The 17,960-nt window shown below is 52.5% G+C and carries 16 protein-coding genes; 12 read left to right on the forward strand and 4 right to left on the reverse strand.

Translation table 11 applies throughout. The annotated features are described in order from the left end of the window. Positions 1-58 precede the first annotated feature (58 nt). Genes ACR0IU_RS07010 through ACR0IU_RS07030 form a run of 5 tightly spaced genes read left to right on the forward strand, consistent with a single transcriptional unit; the run spans position 59 to position 6,233 of the window. Positions 59-1,624, forward strand: a complete 1,566-nt coding sequence (locus tag ACR0IU_RS07010; protein WP_480715740.1) for an ABC transporter substrate-binding protein — start codon at positions 59-61, stop codon at positions 1,622-1,624. A gap of 3 nt (positions 1,625-1,627) precedes the next feature. Next, positions 1,628-2,572, forward strand: coding sequence for a glutathione S-transferase family protein (locus ACR0IU_RS07015; RefSeq protein ID WP_480715741.1), 945 nt, complete (start codon positions 1,628-1,630; stop codon positions 2,570-2,572). 25 nt (positions 2,573-2,597) lie between these two features. Next, entirely contained in the window at positions 2,598-3,575 is a 978-nt protein-coding gene (locus ACR0IU_RS07020) for an ABC transporter permease (RefSeq protein WP_010441429.1), read from the forward strand. Between the two features lie 41 nt (positions 3,576-3,616). Next, positions 3,617-4,522 (forward strand): ABC transporter permease, encoded by a 906-nt coding sequence (locus ACR0IU_RS07025; RefSeq protein ID WP_375543917.1) that lies wholly within the window; start codon positions 3,617-3,619, stop codon positions 4,520-4,522. Positions 4,523-4,526: 4 nt separating this feature from the next. Continuing rightward, positions 4,527-6,233: an ABC transporter ATP-binding protein gene (locus ACR0IU_RS07030; RefSeq protein WP_480715742.1), complete on the forward strand. Its 1,707-nt coding sequence runs from the start codon at positions 4,527-4,529 to the stop codon at positions 6,231-6,233. A gap of 34 nt (positions 6,234-6,267) precedes the next feature. On the opposite strand, the gene ACR0IU_RS07035 is transcribed toward ACR0IU_RS07030, so the two are convergent. Then, positions 6,268-7,005 carry a creatininase family protein gene (locus ACR0IU_RS07035; RefSeq protein ID WP_480715743.1) on the reverse strand — a complete coding sequence of 246 codons (738 nt, stop codon included), beginning with the start codon at positions 7,003-7,005 and terminating at the stop codon, positions 6,268-6,270. A gap of 45 nt (positions 7,006-7,050) precedes the next feature. Continuing rightward, positions 7,051-7,821: a transporter substrate-binding domain-containing protein gene (locus ACR0IU_RS07040; protein WP_170780419.1), complete on the reverse strand. Its 771-nt coding sequence runs from the start codon at positions 7,819-7,821 to the stop codon at positions 7,051-7,053. A gap of 119 nt (positions 7,822-7,940) precedes the next feature. Between ACR0IU_RS07040 and ACR0IU_RS07045 the strand changes: the two genes are divergently transcribed. From ACR0IU_RS07045 to ACR0IU_RS07065, 5 genes are all read left to right on the forward strand, one after another. Next, positions 7,941-8,681 carry an amino acid ABC transporter ATP-binding protein gene (locus tag ACR0IU_RS07045; protein ID WP_319544607.1) on the forward strand — a complete coding sequence of 247 codons (741 nt, stop codon included), beginning with the start codon at positions 7,941-7,943 and terminating at the stop codon, positions 8,679-8,681. A gap of 10 nt (positions 8,682-8,691) precedes the next feature. Next, positions 8,692-9,453, forward strand: coding sequence for an amino acid ABC transporter permease (locus ACR0IU_RS07050; protein WP_029621928.1), 762 nt, complete (start codon positions 8,692-8,694; stop codon positions 9,451-9,453). An 11-nt stretch (positions 9,454-9,464) separates the two neighbouring features. Next, positions 9,465-9,815, forward strand: coding sequence for a carboxymuconolactone decarboxylase family protein (locus ACR0IU_RS07055; protein WP_480715744.1), 351 nt, complete (start codon positions 9,465-9,467; stop codon positions 9,813-9,815). Between the two features lie 55 nt (positions 9,816-9,870). After that, positions 9,871-11,328, forward strand: a complete 1,458-nt coding sequence (gene phnY, locus ACR0IU_RS07060; protein ID WP_480715745.1) for a phosphonoacetaldehyde dehydrogenase — start codon at positions 9,871-9,873, stop codon at positions 11,326-11,328. 118 nt (positions 11,329-11,446) lie between these two features. Further along, positions 11,447-12,460 carry an NAD-dependent epimerase/dehydratase family protein gene (locus ACR0IU_RS07065; protein ID WP_480715746.1) on the forward strand — a complete coding sequence of 338 codons (1,014 nt, stop codon included), beginning with the start codon at positions 11,447-11,449 and terminating at the stop codon, positions 12,458-12,460. 88 nt (positions 12,461-12,548) lie between these two features. Here the strand turns inward: ACR0IU_RS07065 and ACR0IU_RS07070 are convergent, their stop codons facing one another. Next, positions 12,549-13,631: a DegT/DnrJ/EryC1/StrS family aminotransferase gene (locus tag ACR0IU_RS07070; protein ID WP_480715747.1), complete on the reverse strand. Its 1,083-nt coding sequence runs from the start codon at positions 13,629-13,631 to the stop codon at positions 12,549-12,551. 49 nt (positions 13,632-13,680) lie between these two features. Further along, positions 13,681-14,634, reverse strand: a complete 954-nt coding sequence (locus tag ACR0IU_RS07075; protein ID WP_480715748.1) for a Gfo/Idh/MocA family oxidoreductase — start codon at positions 14,632-14,634, stop codon at positions 13,681-13,683. Between the two features lie 163 nt (positions 14,635-14,797). Between ACR0IU_RS07075 and ACR0IU_RS07080 the strand changes: the two genes are divergently transcribed. Next, positions 14,798-16,300 carry a glycosyltransferase gene (locus ACR0IU_RS07080; RefSeq protein WP_480715749.1) on the forward strand — a complete coding sequence of 501 codons (1,503 nt, stop codon included), beginning with the start codon at positions 14,798-14,800 and terminating at the stop codon, positions 16,298-16,300. 168 nt (positions 16,301-16,468) lie between these two features. Next, positions 16,469-17,806 (forward strand): nucleotide sugar dehydrogenase, encoded by a 1,338-nt coding sequence (locus ACR0IU_RS07085; protein ID WP_480715750.1) that lies wholly within the window; start codon positions 16,469-16,471, stop codon positions 17,804-17,806. The last annotated feature ends 154 nt before the right edge of the window (positions 17,807-17,960 follow it).

A 17,960-nucleotide genomic window follows, 5' to 3' on the forward strand; every position in this document is an offset into this window, starting at 1 on the left:
GTCTTTACGTGGTGGCCAAAAAGCTGGATTGTTTCAGCGATAACAGGGAGTTTTCGCCATGATCTTCAGAAAAAGTGCCATTGGCCTGGCCATGTTGCTTGCCAGCACCGCACAGGCCGCCGATTTCAAATGGGCCTCGACCACCGATCCGCAGACGATGGACCCCCATGCGGTTAACTCAGCCCCCGTACTTGGGTTCCTGAACAACGTTTACGAAGGTCTGGTCCGCCGCGGCAAGGACATGAGCGTCGAGCCCGCACTGGCCGTCAGCTGGGAGCCGATTGGAGATGGTGAAGGTTGGCGGTTTAAGCTGCGTGAAGGCGTAACATTCCACGATGGCAGCAACTTTGACGCACAGGATGTCCTGTTCAGCTATCAACGCGCATCAGGCGAAGCGGCAGATACCCGCAGTTGGTTCGCCCCTGTCAGTGATGTCGTCGTGGTCGATGACTACACCGTCGATATCATGACGACTGCACCGAACCCTCTGTTTCCGTCTTCGATTGCCAACTGGATGATCATGGATCAGGGCTGGACCGAAGCCAACGACGCGGTGGTGCCTGATAAAGAGACCGGCAACTACGCAACTATCAATGCCAATGGCACCGGGGCATTCAAAGTCACCGAGCGTGAGCCAGGCCTCAAAACTGTGCTGGAACCATTTGAGGGTTGGTGGGGAGATGTCGAACACAACATCACCCGTGCTGAATTTAATCCGATCCAGAACCCGGCGACTGCCGTTGCAGCTTTGCTTTCGGGTGACGTGGACATGATCAACCCTGTACCAATTCAGGACGTCGCTCGGCTGCAGCAGAACGCAGAGGTTGATGTCATTCAGGGCATCGAAGCACGTGTGATCATGCTGGGTTTCAACCACCAAGCCGAAGCCCTGAAATACACCGACGATGCAGGCAAGCCTAACCCGTTCCGTGATGCACGTGTGCGTCAGGCAGTTGCACAAGCCGTCAATGTGGATGCCATTCTGGCCACGATCATGCGAGGCAATGCCGAACCCGCCTCACAACTCGTCAGCCCGGCGATGAGTGGATTTTCCGACGCCAATGCGGAACGTCCAGCGTTTGATGTAGAAGCTGCGAAGGCCCTGCTTGCCGAAGCAGGCTATGCAGATGGATTCTCATTTGGCCTGAAATGTCCGAACGACCGCTATCTGAATGATGAGGCCGTCTGTCAGGCAGTTGTTGGCATGCTTGCGCAAATCGGCATAACGGCCGAGTTGGATGCAATGCCTGTGCGGAACTACTGGCCGGAGCTGCGTGAGGACAATTATGACATGTATCTTCTGGGCTGGAGCCCAGGTACGTTTGACGCTGAACATCCGGTCCGCTTCCTCGTCGCCACTCCAAACGAAGAGAAAAAGCTGGGCAGCTGGAACTTCGGTGGATTCTCGAATGCGCGGGTCGATGAGCTGTTACCGATGATCCAATCCGAGCTGGATCAGACCAAGCGGCAAGCCATGCTGGATGAGGTGACGCAGATTTATCAGGACGAACAGGTCTACGTACCGATGTATGTTCAACCGTTGGTCTGGGGTACGCGCAGCAATGTCGAGCTGACACAGCGCCCGGACAACTTCTTCCTTCTGCGCTGGGTGACGGTGAACTGAGCAATGGGCCTGATGATAGCCGGTATCTATCATGCAGAAGATCCGGCGCCCGATAGCACGCTTGACGGCGCGTTTCGCCGTCAAGCCTCAACCATCCGTAATACCTTACCCGATACGGCACTGGAACCAGAGCGGTTTCACCTTTACGCGGCGTGGAATTGCCCTTGGGCGCATCGCGTTTTATTGGTCCTAGCCTTCAAAGGTCTGCAAGATCTCGTCACGGTTGCCTATGCAGAACCGCGTCGCACAGCAGATGGTTGGGTTTATGCGGATGGCGCCGACGCGGTTTATGGCGCGACCGCTTTGCATCACGCCTATGCCCGCGTGACCCCCGCTTATACCGGGCGGATCACGGTGCCGCTGCTTTGGGATCGGCTTCACGACAAGGCCGTCTCAAACGAATCCGCTGATCTGGTGCGGATGCTGGGCACCCTGCCGGGCCATGGCCCAAATCTGGCACCACCAGAAAAGCTTGATCAAATCGAAGCGTGGAATGACAAAATCTATACGCGCCTCAACAACGGGGTCTACCGCGCAGGTTTTGCACGCACGCAGGAGGCTTATGAGGCGGGATTCCAAGATGTCTTCGCCACGATGGATGAAATCGATGCACATTTGGCCGCCAACCGCTATCTCTGCGGTGATGCCCTGACCGAGGCCGATCTGCGCCTGTTCCCGACACTGGCTCGTTTTGATGTCGCGTACCATTACGCCTTCAAATGCAATCTGCGCCGCCTGATCGACTATCCAAATCTCTGGGGCTATGCGCGAGAGCTCTATACGCTGCCGGGTGTCGCTGAGACGGTGAAGTTCGACATTTACAAACTGGGTTATTTCTCACCTTCCGAGCTGCGCAATCCACTTGGCATCGTGCCGTTGGGTCCGGAAATCGATTGGACCACTCCGCATGGCCGAGATAGCTTGACCACCCGGTCGGTTAAAGCATAGACAGACCCACCAATGGGGAAAATCAATGTTCGCATTTATCGTCCGAAGGATGTTCCAGTCCATCATCGTACTTCTGGTCGTGGGGCTGGTAGCATTCTCGATGTTCCGCTTTGTTGGCGACCCGATCGACAACATGCTGGGACAGGAGCGTACGCAGGCAGATATCGACCGCCTACGAACCGAACTTGGGCTGGATCAGCCTTTTGTGGTGCAATACGCCAAGTTCCTGCAAGGTGCTGTTCAGGGTAATTTCGGAGTATCCTACCGGCAGGGCCGACCGGTCTCGACTATCCTGCTTGAGCGGGCTCCGGCTACGCTGGAACTGGCCTTTGTGTCTGGGTTTCTGGCAATCACGATGGGCATCGCGCTAGGTGTCTTCACTGCGATCCGACGACAAGGGATTGCTGCGAATGTGATCATGACGGTTTCCCTGATCGGGGTTTCGTTACCTACATTCCTGATAGGCATCCTGCTGATCTATATTTTCTCGGTCGAGCTTGACCTACTGCCCAGCTTCGGGAGGGGCGAGACCGTTATGATTGGGCATTGGTCAACCGGGTTTCTGACGGCCTCGGGCCTCAAGGCGCTGATTTTGCCTGCAATTACCTTGGGCCTTTATCAGATGACGCTGATCATGCGGCTGGTCCGATCCGAAATGCTTGAGGTGCTGCGCGCCGACTATGTCCGTTTCGCACGCGCCCGTGGGCTTTCAGATCGCGTTATCAACTTCCGCCACGCGCTGAAGAATACGCTGGTGCCGGTGATTACCATCACGGGTTTGCAGCTGGGTTCGATCATCGCATTCGCCATCATCACTGAGACAGTGTTTCAGTGGCCAGGCGTGGGCCTGCTTTTCATCAACGCAATCCAGTTTGTCGATATTCCCGTGATGGCGGCCTATCTAATGCTGATTTCGGTAATGTTCGTGACGATCAACCTGATTGTCGATCTTCTTTATTATGCAATTGACCCGCGCCTGCGTGTCGACGCGAGGGCCACATGAGCGATACGATGGAAACTCCGAAAGCCACACCTAAGACGCGCATGGCCAAGTTTTGGGACAGTGATTTCGCATGGTCCTTCCGTCATTCCCCGGTTGCTGTGATCGCTTCACTGGTTGTGGTCATTCTGGTGTTGGCTGCGATCTTCGCACCCTTGATCGCGCCTTATAACCCGTTCGACCCTGCAACGCTGAACCTGATGAACGGCTTCACGCCGCCGGGCACACCGAATGCCTTCACGCAAGAAACCTTCCTGTTGGGTACCGACGATCAGGGGCGCGATGTGTTCTCCACCATCCTTTATGGTTTGCGTATTTCGCTGTTCGTCGGAGCGTCGGCGGTGCTTCTTGCACTTGTTATCGGTGTGATCCTAGGGCTGGTCGCGGCTTATTTCGGCGGCTGGATCGAAACACTGATCATGCGGATCGCTGATGTGCAATTGACCTTCCCTGCCATTCTTGTGGCAATGCTGATCTTTGGCATCGCCAAAGGGATAACCCCACCGGAATACCGTGATGAGATGGCAATCTATGTTCTGATCATTGCGATTGCGCTGTCGGACTGGGTGCAGTTCGCGCGGGTCGTGCGTGGTGCGGCGTTGGTTGAGAAGAACAAGGAATATGTGCAAGCCGCGCGCCTGATTGGCCGCGGATCGTTCCCGATCATGTTCCGCCACATCCTGCCCAATGTCCTGAGCCCCGTTCTGGTCATCGCCACAATTTCGCTGGCGCTGGCCATTATCGCCGAGGCGACGCTGAGCTTCTTAGGCGTTGGCGCACCCCCGACCCAGCCATCTCTGGGCACACTAATCCGTATCGGCCAAGGCTTCTTGTTCTCGGGCGAGTGGTGGATCTTGTTCTTCCCGGCCTGTACGCTGCTGGCCCTTGCCTTGTCGGTCAACCTGCTGGGCGACTGGCTGCGTGACGCGCTGAACCCCAAACTGCGGTGATTTCATGAGCCTTTTGACTATCCAAGACCTCACCGTTGAGTTTCCGACCCGCCGCCAGCTTTTCACAGCGGTGGATCACGCCAGCCTGTCCGTTGAGCCCGGTGAAATTCACGGGCTTGTGGGGGAATCCGGTGCCGGTAAATCCACAATCGGCGCCGCTGTCATGGGCCTGCTGGAACGTCCCGGACGTATCGCCAGTGGCCAGATCAAGCTGGGCGGCGAGCAGATCAGTGGCATTGATGCCGAGGCGATGCGAGGGCTTCGCGGCAAGAAGATCTCGATGATCTTTCAGGACCCATTGACCTCGCTGAACCCGCTGTTCACGGTGCGCGAGCAACTGGTTGAAACGATCCAGACCCATCTGGGCGGTACTGAAGCCGAGGCAAACAAACGCGCCCGAGACCTAATTGACCGCGTGGGCATTCCGGACCCGGACACGCGGCTTGATCAATACCCGCATCAGTTTTCAGGCGGGATGCGCCAGCGGGTAGTCATCGCTCTGGCCTTGTGCACCGAACCGGATGTGATCATTGCGGACGAACCCACTACGGCGTTGGACGTTTCAGTTCAGGCGCAGATTTTGGACCTAATCAAGGAACTGGCCCAGGAGCGCCAAGTAGGTGTCATCCTGATTACCCATGATATGGGCGTGATCGCGGACACCACCGACCGCGTGACCGTGATGTATGCGGGCAAGGTGGTTGAAAGCGGCACCACAGCACAGGTGATGGGCCAGCCGCACCACGAATACACCAAGTCCCTGATCGCCGCGGTACCTCGCCCGACGCTGAAACTGCATCGCTTCCCTCAGATCAGCTATGGCGGGCGCGAAACACGTTTCGCCGTCGAAGATATGGCGCGCCATTGGCCAAAGGTGGACAACGACACCAGCAAACCGCTTTTTGAGATCCGCAACCTGACAAAGAAATTCCTGCAGAAACGTGGCCTGTTGCCTTGGGATCGGACATATTTTACGGCCGTTGATAGTGTCAGCTTCGATATTCACGCGGGCGAGGTCTTCGGGGTCGTGGGTGAATCAGGCTCGGGTAAATCGACCGTCGCGCGGATGATCGCCGGGCTCTACCCGGTTGACGGAGGCACGATTGATTTTCAGGGCCAGCGGGTCAGTGATCTAAGCAATCGTTCGGTGCAAGACGAGTACCGAAAGAACATCCAGATGATCTTTCAGGACCCCTACTCTTCCCTCAATCCTCGGATGCGCGTGGATGAAATTGTTGCTGAGCCAATTCGCCATCATCGCCTGATGGATGGCGCACACATCAAGCGCCGGGTGGATGAATTGTTGGATCAGGTGGGTCTGGGTTCCGGAGCCGGTCAAAAATACCCGCACGAGTTTTCGGGTGGTCAGCGGCAGCGTATATCGATCGCCCGCGCTTTGGCGACACAACCCCGGTTCCTGATCTGCGATGAGCCAACGAGCGCGCTTGACGTATCGATTCAGGCTCAGATTCTGAACATCCTGAAGGATTTACAAGAGCATCTGGGCCTGACCATGCTGTTTATCAGCCACGACTTGCCCGTCGTCCGCCAGATGTGCGACCGGGTCGCGGTCATGAAGCAGGGCCAAATCGTCGAAGTTCAGGAGACAAGCGAGTTGTTTGCCAATCCGAAAACCGAATACACAAGCGAGTTGCTGCGGCTTATGCCAAAGCTTGATGACCTGTCGACCGATGGTCTTGAGGCGGAGTAGACGACACCCCGCCTTTCACTTCGGTATCTTGTGACTATCTGTCTAACTCAAAAGAACGAAATTCGTCTGCAATTGCGAGGGCAGCCTCGGTCAGCAGGCGCTCACCATCCTTTGGGTTGGCGAGGGCAGAATGTGAACCGACCCGCCCATCAGGAAATTCTATACGATGTTCATCGGGTGGACCATGCCGGTCGCCTGCGTGATCCCGCACATATTCTGCAGTGAGCTTTTTTGGCGGCTCGGCTGCCTGGTTTGCTGGCAGTTCGCCAAGCAGAGATTGCGTTATTGCAATCTCGGATGGGGTTGCATGCATCCCCTCCCATTCGCCGTATAGCTGTCTGCGCAGCTTGTTTACTGTGTCCGGCTCCCACCAGCTGCGGATCATCATCTGGTTGTCAGGAAGAGTGGATTTGATGGTGCGAAGGGGTTCCAGATTGGCACCATGCCCATTTACCACAAATACGCCACGGAAACCTTGTGCCAGCAGTCCCGCAATGACTTCATTTGCCAGCATCTGAAATATTTCGGCCGATACCGAAACCGTACCGGGAAAGCCAGTATTGAAAGGCGCGGGGGTGTAGGCTAGCGGGGGTGCAACGATCCCCCCGCATCGACTGGCAGCCGCAAGCGCGACTGCCTCAGCGCAAATTGTGTCCGTACCAATGCGGCCCATCGGACCATGCTGTTCGGTCGAACCAATTGGCAAAAACACCGCAGCGCCTTGCTTGATACGAGCGTCAACCTCGTACCAGGTCATGTGATCAAGCTTCATGACTTCCTGTCCACGCTCAGACCATTACTGCGGTGTCAGCTGTTATCAGAGGCCCCACCGCTTCTGATTTTCATCGAAGAAGCCCTGAGCTTTTTTCACTTCGATCCAGCTGTTTACATAATTGATCCAGACCTGATCATCCTGCGGCAACAGCATCGCGATCGGGGATGGCGACCGGGGGCCGGCATTTTTCACGCGAACAACCGGAAATTTGGCCTCTAGCGTCGAGCCTTCGATATTTGACGTGATGAACACATCCGCCCGACCGGCAAGCACTTCCTGAAAACCGCGCGCCGGAGCTTCGACCACCTTGATATCAGCATCTGGGAACCATTCGCGCACACGTTTTTCAAAGGTAGTACCCAGGGTTGTTGCGACTTTTACATCGGGTTTGTTGATCGAGTCATACCCGTCAAATTTGTCGGCCTTGTCTTTGGTCGTGTACGGGAACAGCTCAACAGAGATGTAGCTGTCAGAGAAACCGGCAACCTTCAAGCGCGGCGGAGAAATCGAAGCCGAGCCGGTGATATGATATTTCCCGGCGACCACCCCATTGACCAGGGTTTTCCAGTCTGTCGGAACATATTCAACTTCGACGCCAAGATCTGCAGCCAGTGCGTTCATGATATCTATATCATAACCCTTGTAGCTGTTAGTCGCAGGATCGCGCAGCGACATTGGATTCCAATCTCCAGTTGTACCGACTTTCATCACACCAGAATCCAGGATTTCATTCAGTGCAGACTGGGCCTGAGCGGCGCTACCAATTGCTAGGCCAATCGCAGCGGCAATGGCTACTTTGAAAAGATGTTTCATGTATTTCTCCTGTTGGTGGCAGTCGGCTAGTTTAGCTGGATTGTTTCTTGATCTAAGCGCAAAGACCACGCTAACCTCAAGAAAATAATTGACTGAGAATAACAAAGGCAGGCCAGCTAATGCCAGACGCCGCGATCGAGTTAGTCGACGTAAACAAATGGTATGGCACATTTCATGTGCTCAAGGATATCAATCTTACGATAAATAGCGGTGAAAAAGTTGTAATCTGTGGGCCTTCCGGTTCTGGAAAATCGACGGTTGTAAGATGCATTAACCAGCTTGAAAAACACCAAAAAGGTACGATCCGCATAGACGGGACAGAGCTGTCAGATGACGCCCAATCCGTCGCCACAATTCGATCAGAAGTCGGGATGGTGTTCCAGCAGTTTAATCTTTTTCCGCATTTGACCGTGCTCGAAAACCTGACTTTGGGTCCGATCAAAGCAAGAGGGTTGAGTAAAAAAGAGGCCGAAGAAAAAGCCCGCCATTACCTTGAACGGGTCCATATCCCGGACCAGGCCGACAAACGTCCCATTCAGCTTTCAGGTGGACAACAGCAACGTGTGGCCATCGCTCGTTCGCTTTGCATGGAGCCGAGGGTTTTGTTGTTTGACGAACCCACCTCGGCCCTGGACCCCGAAATGATTTCCGAAGTCCTCGACGTGATGGTTGAACTGGCGCAGGAAGGAATGACCATGGTGGTTGTCACCCACGAGATGGGTTTTGCACGCAAAGTTGCAGACAACATGGTGTTTATGGATGCGGGTGAGATCGTCGAACAAGGAAAACCGGAACATTTCTTCACTAATCCGCGGTCTGAGCGGTGTCAGAAATTCTTAAGCCAGATTCTGCAACATTGAGTTGGATGTCATGAAGAAACCGCTCCTGTTCCTCCCGCTGTTCGTACTTTTAGCTGGGTGTTCGTCGTCTCAAACATGGGGCTGGTATGTGATTGACCCCACCACCGCATCAGGCTGGACCAATGTCAAGTTTCTGGTGTCTGGGATGGGTGCGACGATCCAGATATCGTTGATCGCGGCGATCATGTCGATTGTGATTGGTCTGCTGGTGGCGCTGCCAGGTCTGTCTGAAAAACGTGGTTGGCGACTGGTGAACCGGATCTACGTGGAATTTGTCCGCTCGATCCCTCTGCTTCCGATGTTGTTTTGGGTCTTTTATGGTTTGCCAATCGTCTTTCAGTCGATGGGCATGAATATACCCATCGATCCATTCTGGGGGGCGATCATCACATTGGCAATCTCGGACAGTGCCTTTACCGCTGAGATTTACCGCGCCGGGATTCAATCAATTGCCAAAGGCCAAAGCGAAGCTGCGCAGACAATCGGGCTGAACTACTTTCAGACTATGCGCTATGTGATCCTGCCGCAGGCAATCCGACGCATTTTGCCGCCATTGGCCAATCAGTTCATTTACATCGTGAAAATGAGCGCTTTTGCGAGCGTCATTGGTATGCAGGAACTGACACGCCGCGCAAACGAGCTAGTGGTGACCGAATATCGTCCGCTCGAAATCTATACTTTGCTGATCTTTGAATATCTGGTGCTGGTCTTGATAATCAGTGCTGGCGTCCGTTGGTTAGAGCGTCGTATGGGCGCGGATGAACGCGGATAAGGAGAAAACAGTTGGACTGGAAAGAATTCATGGCCGAAATTGAGGCCAATATCGGTGTGTTCTCAAAGGAAGTGCCGGAAACCGTGCGTGGGTTTGGCATTATGGGTAAAGCTGCCAAAACGGACGGTGTACTGAGTGAGAAAACCAAGGAGTTCATGGCCCTTGGCATTGCGATCGCCACGCGATGCGATAGCTGCATCGGTTTCCATGTCCGTTCTTTGGTTCGTTTGGGTGCGACCCGCGGCGAACTGTGCGAGGCTCTGGCTATGGCGACCTACATGGGGGGCGGACCGTCATATGCCTACAGCGCCAAGGCACTGAAAGCGTTTGATGTGTTTTCAGAGCAATCGGGCGAGACATGATCTGATTTGGATGACATATTCCCGCTCATTCGCTTAATGTAGGAAAGTTCGGGACATGTCAGCAAACGAAATCAGAACCGAGGGGATGAGGATCGGTGGCGAGGTCGTCTTTGCAAATGAGACAATTCCGGTCCACTACCCTTACACCAATGAAGTTGTCGGCAATGTTCCTGCTGGCCAAGCCGAACATGCGCGTCACGCTTTTGAGGTTGCCGCTCGATACAAACCCAGCCTGACACGCTATGAGCGTAACCAGATCCTACAACGGACATCAGAGTTAATCGGCCTGCGCCGTGGCTATCTGGTTAAATGGCTTGTGCTAGAGCTGGGCATCTGCCATCAGCACGCAATTTATGAGACTAAACGCGCGCAGGATGTGTTTCAATTCGCAGCCGGTGAAGCGCTGAGGGATGATGGTGAGATATTTTCGTGCGATTTGACGCATAATGGCAGGGCCCGCAAGATTTTCACTATGCGCGAACCGGTGAACGCAATCAGCGCGATCACCCCCTTTAACCACCCTTTGAACATGGTCAGCCACAAGGTTGCTCCGTCAATTGCAACAAACAATTGCATGGTTTGTAAACCAACCGAGCTGACTCCGCTGACTTGTCTGACACTGGCGGACATCCTGTACGAAGCCGGTCTGCCCTCCGAGATGTTTCAGGTGATCACCGGGTGGCCGCAGGATATCGGCGATGAGATGATCACCAATGAAAACATTGACATCATCACATTCACCGGTGGGGTGCCAGTGGGCAAGATGATAGCGGAGAAGGCCGCATTTAAGCGTCAGGCGCTTGAGCTTGGCGGCAATGATCCACTTATAGTTCTGAACGATCTGTGTGACGCCGATCTTGAAAAGGCTGCTGGAATTGCGGTGGCAGGTGCTACCGGAAACTCTGGCCAGCGTTGCACCGCAATCAAACGTATTCTGGTGCAGGACAGCGTGGCCGACAAGTTTGTGGCATCGGTTCTGGAGAAGGCGAAGAAGATCAAATTTGGAGATCCGCAAGACCCCGAGACTGAGCTGGGTTGTGTTATCCACGACGAAGCCGCTGAACTATTTGATAAACGCGTTCATCTTGCTGAGAAAGCAGGAGCCGAAATACTATACCACCCTGGCCGTCAGGGCGCGTTGCTACCGCCCATCGTGGTCGACAAAGTGCCCTATGACTGCGAACTGGTCATGGAGGAAACCTTTGGCCCCATCATCCCGATCATTCGCGTGCCTGAAGATGACGAAGCGGTGATACGCATCTCGAATTCTACGGGGTTTGGTCTTAGTTCGGGCGTCTGCACCAACGACCTTAATCGTGCCATTGCCTATATCAATGGTCTGAATGTTGGCACCTGCAACATCTGGGAACAACCCGGGTATCGCATCGAGATGTCCCCGTTCGGAGGCATTAAAGATTCAGGAAATGGTGTCAAAGAAGGGGTCATTGAGGCCATGAAGTTCTTTACGAATGTCAAAACCTATTCGCTCCCCTGGCCCGGACGAGCAGGTTGATTTGGATAGAAAAGTGAAAACCGGCCAATAGGGAAATGACGGCTTGAGCAGTAGGACTGTAGGCGTCATATGTGCCGGTGGACGCAAGCGCCAAGCCCAGACACAAGGAAGCAACCTCATGCAAAAGGTTCTGATCACAGGCACCGCCGGATTTATCGGATTTCATCTTGCCAAATATTTGCTTGAGAACGGTAATCGCGTTCACGGTTATGACGGGATGACGGATTACTACGATGTTCGCCTCAAGCAGAGCCGGCACGCGCTGTTGTTGGAAAACCCGAACTTTTCGTGTGACGAAGGGATGCTGGAAGACACTGAGAGCTTCGATCGAATGGCTGACGCATTCGAACCGAACGTGATAATCCACCTCGCGGCGCAGGCCGGCGTCAGGTATAGCTTGGAAAACCCGCGCGCCTATGTCGAAAGCAATGTTGTCGGAACATTTAACGTGATGGAAGCGGCACGGCGGCATAAAGTACAGCACTTGCTGATGGCCTCCACCTCGTCAATCTATGGGGCTAATCCTGATATGCCTTTTGACGAATGCGAGAAGGCAGATCATCAACTTACGATGTACGCTGCGACCAAGAAAGCGAACGAAGCGATGGGGCATTCCTATGCGCACCTTTGGGATCTGCCGACAACCATGTTTCGCTTTTTCACGGTCTACGGCCCCTGGGGGCGTCCGGATCTCGCCTTTTTCAAATTTACAGATGCGATTCTAGAAGATCGGCCCATCGACATCTACAATCATGGCGACATGTATCGGGACTTCACATATGTTGATGATCTGGTGCGAGCCATTTCGCTTTTGATCGATGTCGCTCCGGTTCGGCCCGAATCTCCTGACGATATCGCTGAAGGCGATAGCTTAAGCCCTGTCGCGCCATACCGCATTGTTAACATCGGTAACTCTGACAAAGTGCGCCTGTTGGATTTCGTTGACGCGATCGAAGAAAGCCTCGGCACGCCCGCGATCCGAAACTACATGGAGATGCAGATGGGAGACGTGCCCGCGACTTGGGCCAATGCCGATTTGCTGCACCGATTGACTGGCTATCGCCCAAAGACAGAAATCAAGGACGGCATTCAGGCTTTTGTAGACTGGTATCGCGACTATTACAGCAAATAGAGAGCAAATAGAGATTGCGATTTGGTCAATCTTGAACCAACAGCTACTCTGGGAATCTAGGCGGACCCTATTGGAGTCACCACCGTAATCAAATTGCTTGTTTCAATGCGTCGATGATCTGTGCTTGCGTATGTTCCTGCAAGTATGGGTGCATTGGCAGGCTGATCACACTTGCTGCTGCCTGATCGCCAACCGGCAGATCAGCATTTGGATCTGACACGGCGGGTTGTTTATTCAATGGCATCGGATAATGAACTGCCGTTGGTACTCCAGCGTTTTTGAGTCTGGCCTGCACGTCCTCACGCCTATCCACGCGTATGGTATATTGCGCCCACGCGCTGATGGCTCCGTCCATCAGCGTCGGAGCCGCAATGTTGGTGCCTTTCAACTGCGTTTTATAACGTTCAGCGACCGTGTTTCGCAGATCCAATTCGTCCTCGAAAACATCCAGTTTGCAAAGCAATATTGCGGCTTGCAGTGTGTCCAGACGGCTGTTTACTCCTACTCTGATGTGGTGATAGCGCCGATCCTGCCCATGCCGAGCAATCTGTCGGAGAACAACGCTCAGTTCATCATCCGAAGTAAAAATAGCGCCCCCATCGCCGTAACAACCAAGCGGCTTAGATGGAAAGAAGCTGGTGCACGAGATTGTTGACAAGTTCCCTGAACGCCTTCCGTGCAGAGATCCGCCAAAGCTCTGCGCCCCATCTTCGATCACAGGCAGACCATGTGCAGAAGCAACTTTATTTATGCGTTCGAAATCAGCAGGCTGCCCATAAAGCGATACCGGGATGATGGCCTTGGTCCGGGATGTTATCGCCGAGTCCAACTTATTTGGGTCAAGATTATAGGTGGTGGGATCAATATCGACATAAACAGGCACCGCTCCTAATAGCCTGACAGATTCCGCCGTCGCGATGTAGGAAAAACCAGGTGTGATGATTTCATCCCCAGGCCCAACCTCAAGCGCCATGAGAGCGACCTGCAAGGCATCCGTCCCATTGGCACATGTGATGCAGTGTTTAGCGCCGGTGAATGAAGCTAGCTTGTCTTCGAGTTCAGCGACTTCGGGGCCGAGAATATACTTTCCATGGGCCAGTACACCTGCAATGCGGGCATCTAACTGGTCTTTGATCTGCCTTTGTTGTTCTGCAAGATCGATAAACTGCATTGCTCTAATACTACCTTATCCGTTTAAGATATAGTCACCATTGCTCTTATCAGTGGTTCGCGCCCAAATTCAATTTTGGGTGCTGCTCACCCTTGCCGGTTTGAACCAACGCATTCCGTATGTAGCTCACCATCTCGATCGCAGGGCGGTTCTCGTTTAATCCAAATCCTTTCCCTGCCAAGATTTCTTCATAACTGCGGGTATGCAAATCAGCGAAGCCACCCGAAAATTCAATTTCTTCGCCATTAATGGTGATTGAGCGGTATGTACGACCCCCTGCTTGCCGCGCCTCTTTTGGTACGTCGTTAATATCTAGAGACAGGAACCAGCGACACCGCGCATGTTCGAATTCCAGGTAGCCCGCAGATTTGGTCGGCGAATTCAGATGCACGTGATTTTCCTGCAGGTCACCGAACAGGAAGTGCAGCATGTCGAAGAAATGGACTCCGATATTGGTTGCAATACCCCCGGATTTGCGTATGTCTCCTTTCCAGCTTTCCAAATACCATCGTCCCCGGGAAGTGACATAAGTAAGATCAACTTCGTACTTGGTGTCTCCGACGCTATTTTTGATTTTATCTCTCAGCGCAATGATGGAGGGATGTACGCGCAGCTGCAGTATAGTGTTAACTTTCTGCTCAGTCGCGTCCTCGATGGCTTCCAACCCGTCGATATCTTCGGGATTAAGGACCAGAGGTTTCTCGCAGATCGCATCGGCACCTGATCGCAATGCAAACCGCATGTGACTATCGTGAAGGTAATTTGGAGAACATATCGACACAAAGTCGATCTTATCGGTTTCACTGCGACGAAGCATATCCACGTATCGATCAAAGCGCTCGAATTCGGTGAAAAAATGCGCGTCCGGGAAGTGACTATCGATGATCCCGACTGAGTCGCTCGTATCTAATGCCGCCAGTAAATTGTTCCCGGTATCCGCGATCGCCTTCATGTGGCGCGGTGCGATGTATCCTGCGGTTCCAATCAATGCAAAGTTGCTCATTCAATGCTTCCCAAGTGCCCAATTCATGCTTCAGCGCATCGAAGAATTTGGGCAGGAAGTCAATAGAAAGGGCTTATGGAACATCTTCAATCGCACTGGAATGTCAAATCAACCTCTGTTAGAGCGATCAGAAATAGTTTAAGCTAACTTGGTCTTAGCACACATGTCCAGTTCCGAGAACAGTCCCCGCAAAACCGTCTTTTGCCTAACATATCACGAGATAACGGCAGACGCCCGCGTACTAAAAGAAGCGCGTGCTCTACATTCTGCCGGGCATAAGGTGCATATATTCTGTGATTGGCCTGAAGGCCTGCCACAGGAAGCCTACATTGACGGAATTCGAGTCACCCGTTTCAACTGGCAATCCTCCGATCATATCAATGAAAATACGCTCGATCGTTTCTTTTTCTTGGAACGTATATCCAAAGATGTCGAACATCGAGTCATCCCTTATATCGACGCAGCGAGCCAGCTTAATGCATCAAAATCCAAATTTCGTACATTTCTCACAGAAAAAGAAATGCGAATACTCGATCCAATGTATTATAAAAACTGTACGGGTCGGGAAAGGCGCCGGCGCAAGCTCGTGCATAAAAGATTACTTTGGCGTATGGAAATTAAATACGGTTTTGGCAAACTGCGGCGAGATTTGAAAACCTTCCGCTCAAAGTCCCGAGAGGTCAGAGAAAAATTCTTCAAGTTATACCAGCTTACCTCGCTGGTTTTTGCTGAAAACATTTGTAACTTGGAGCTTGGCGAAACACCCGATGTTATTCATGCACATGACATCTATTGTCTTCCTGCAGGTGTGGCCCTTGCCAAGCGATATCAGGCAAAGCTTGTATATGATGCCCATGAATATGAGCCAGCACGAGTAACTAAGAATCCCTTGGATGGATCAAATTTTGCAGAAAGGCTCGAAGATGATTGTCTCCCTTTCGTCGACCAGATGATCACAGTCTCGCCATCCATTGCCGAGTATTATTCTAAACGCTTCAAGCGCAATCCTACCCTTATTTATAACGTTCCAGAAATTGATTCAGGTTCATTGGATAATCTCAATGGACAGATTGAGAACTCCCTGTGCATCCGCGTCAACGCAGGTATTTCAAAAGATAAGCCGCTGATTGTTTTTACAGGTGGCGTGCAATCAGCCCATAGGGGATTGGATAAAGTTCTCGAGGCGCTTGTGCTATTGCCAGGTGTGTATTTTGTCGCTCTAGGACCAAGGCATACACGTGATGACAAGTGGCTTTTCGATATAGCTCAGAAACTGGGGGTTGCAAATCGGGTCAAATTGTTGCCACCAGTTTCTGCGGCTGATGTACCAGTAGCGATCAAATCTGCTGATGTAGCAATTTGCCCGATTCAGGATGCTTCTTTGAGCTATAGGTTTGCTATGCCAAATAAGTTATTTGAAGCCGCTTTCGCAGGTCTGCCGGTCTGTGTTTCAAACCTTCCAGATATGCGGAATTTCGTTGACACGATGGGGATTGGGAGATCTATGGATCAAACCGACCCCAAATCGATAGCGGCTGCGCTGAGTGAAGTTTTGGAGCAGCCTGAACGATTCAAGCTCGCCGCAGATACGGCCAATCGGCTTTGGTCGGAGTATAGTTGGGCAGCACAAACTAAGAAGCTCGAGACGCTGTATGAGAGCATCTAGCTTTCTATCCTGATACAAGCAGGGTATGGCTGCGTGAAGATTGTGGCTAAAAGTCTCACAATGCCACCACTTTCCATTGCCCTTTCTCTCTTATTGTCTATTAGAGAGCAAACTCTCTAGGACGGTCACGTAGCTAAAATTTCATCACACTTCATACGGCATGCACAAATGAGCGCGACGAAAAAAAAATCCAAGAATTCTTCGTTAGAATTTCTGTTGAGTAAGCTATCTCACAAACAAGCCGTTATAGGTATTGTCGGGCTGGGTTACGTTGGGCAACCTCTGGCGTTGCGTTACTCGGGAGTTGGGTTCAAGGTCATCGGCTTCGACCTAGATAATGCAAAGGTCCGGGGACTTAACAGCGGTCACAGTTCGATTGAGCATATCGAAGACAATCGTATCGCCGAAGCGATAGACAATGGTTTTGAGGCCACAACCGATTTTTCGCGCATTACCGAAGCCGATGGCATCATGCTCTGTGTTCCTACCCCGCTCAATAAATACCGCGAGCCGGATTTGAGCTTTGTTACAGATACTTGTGATCAGATCGCGGATCATTTGCGGGCAGGACAGGTGGTAGCTTTGGAAAGTACGACCTATCCCGGTACGACCAAAGAAGAGGTATTGCCACGGCTTGAGAAGAATGGATTAACAGTCGGGGAAGACATTTTCGCTGTCTACTCTCCCGAGCGTGAGGATCCAGCCAATCCGGAATTTACAACAAACACGATTCCGAAAGTGGTTGGCGGCCACAGTGACGCGTGTCTGAAAGCTGGCATTGCGCTTTATGAGCAGGCTATCGACAAGCTTGTGCCCGTAAGCTCGACCGAAACGGCAGAAATGACAAAGCTGCTCGAAAACATCCACAGGGCGGTAAATATTGGTCTCGTAAACGAAATGAAGGTCGTGGCTGACCGTATGGGTATCGACATATTTGAGGTGATTGATGCGGCGGCGACCAAGCCTTTCGGTTTTACACCCTACTATCCGGGACCAGGTTTGGGAGGACATTGCATACCAATCGATCCGTTTTATCTGACCTGGAAAGCGCGCGAGTATGGCGTTAACACGCGGTTCATTGAGTTGGCGGGCGAAGTCAACACCGCGATGCCCGAGTATGTATTTGGCAAACTTGCAACTGCACTCAATGAACGCAGTAAAGCGGTTCGCGGCAGCAAGATCATGATTTTAGGCATCGCCTATAAGAAAAATGTTGACGATATGCGTGAAAGCCCTTCGGTCACTTTGATGGAACTCATCCGGGATAACGGTGGTGATCTCAGCTATTCCGACCCGCATGTCCCGATGTTCCCACCGATGCGAGAACATTACTTCGAACTTTCTTCGGTAGATCTGTCTCCAGAAGTGTTGGAGGCGCAGGACGCTGTTGTTTTGACAACCAATCATGATGCCTTTGATTATGATCTGATCAAGAAATACGCGAAGCTTCTCATCGATACTCGAGGCAAATACCGCACGTCAGAGGATCACATCGTTCGCGCCTGAATGGCTGCCGTGTTTTGGAAGCTGGAGTAAACTCAGGCTGAAAATGGCTGGCGGAGTTTTCCAAAGCCGGAGCGGATCACGCTAAGGCAGTCGGCGTGTTCCTGCCATTTCCGAGCGAGCAACAGCATAAACATCGCCGAAAGCGACAAAGCAG

This window comes from Ruegeria sp. CL5 (genome assembly GCF_056536485.1).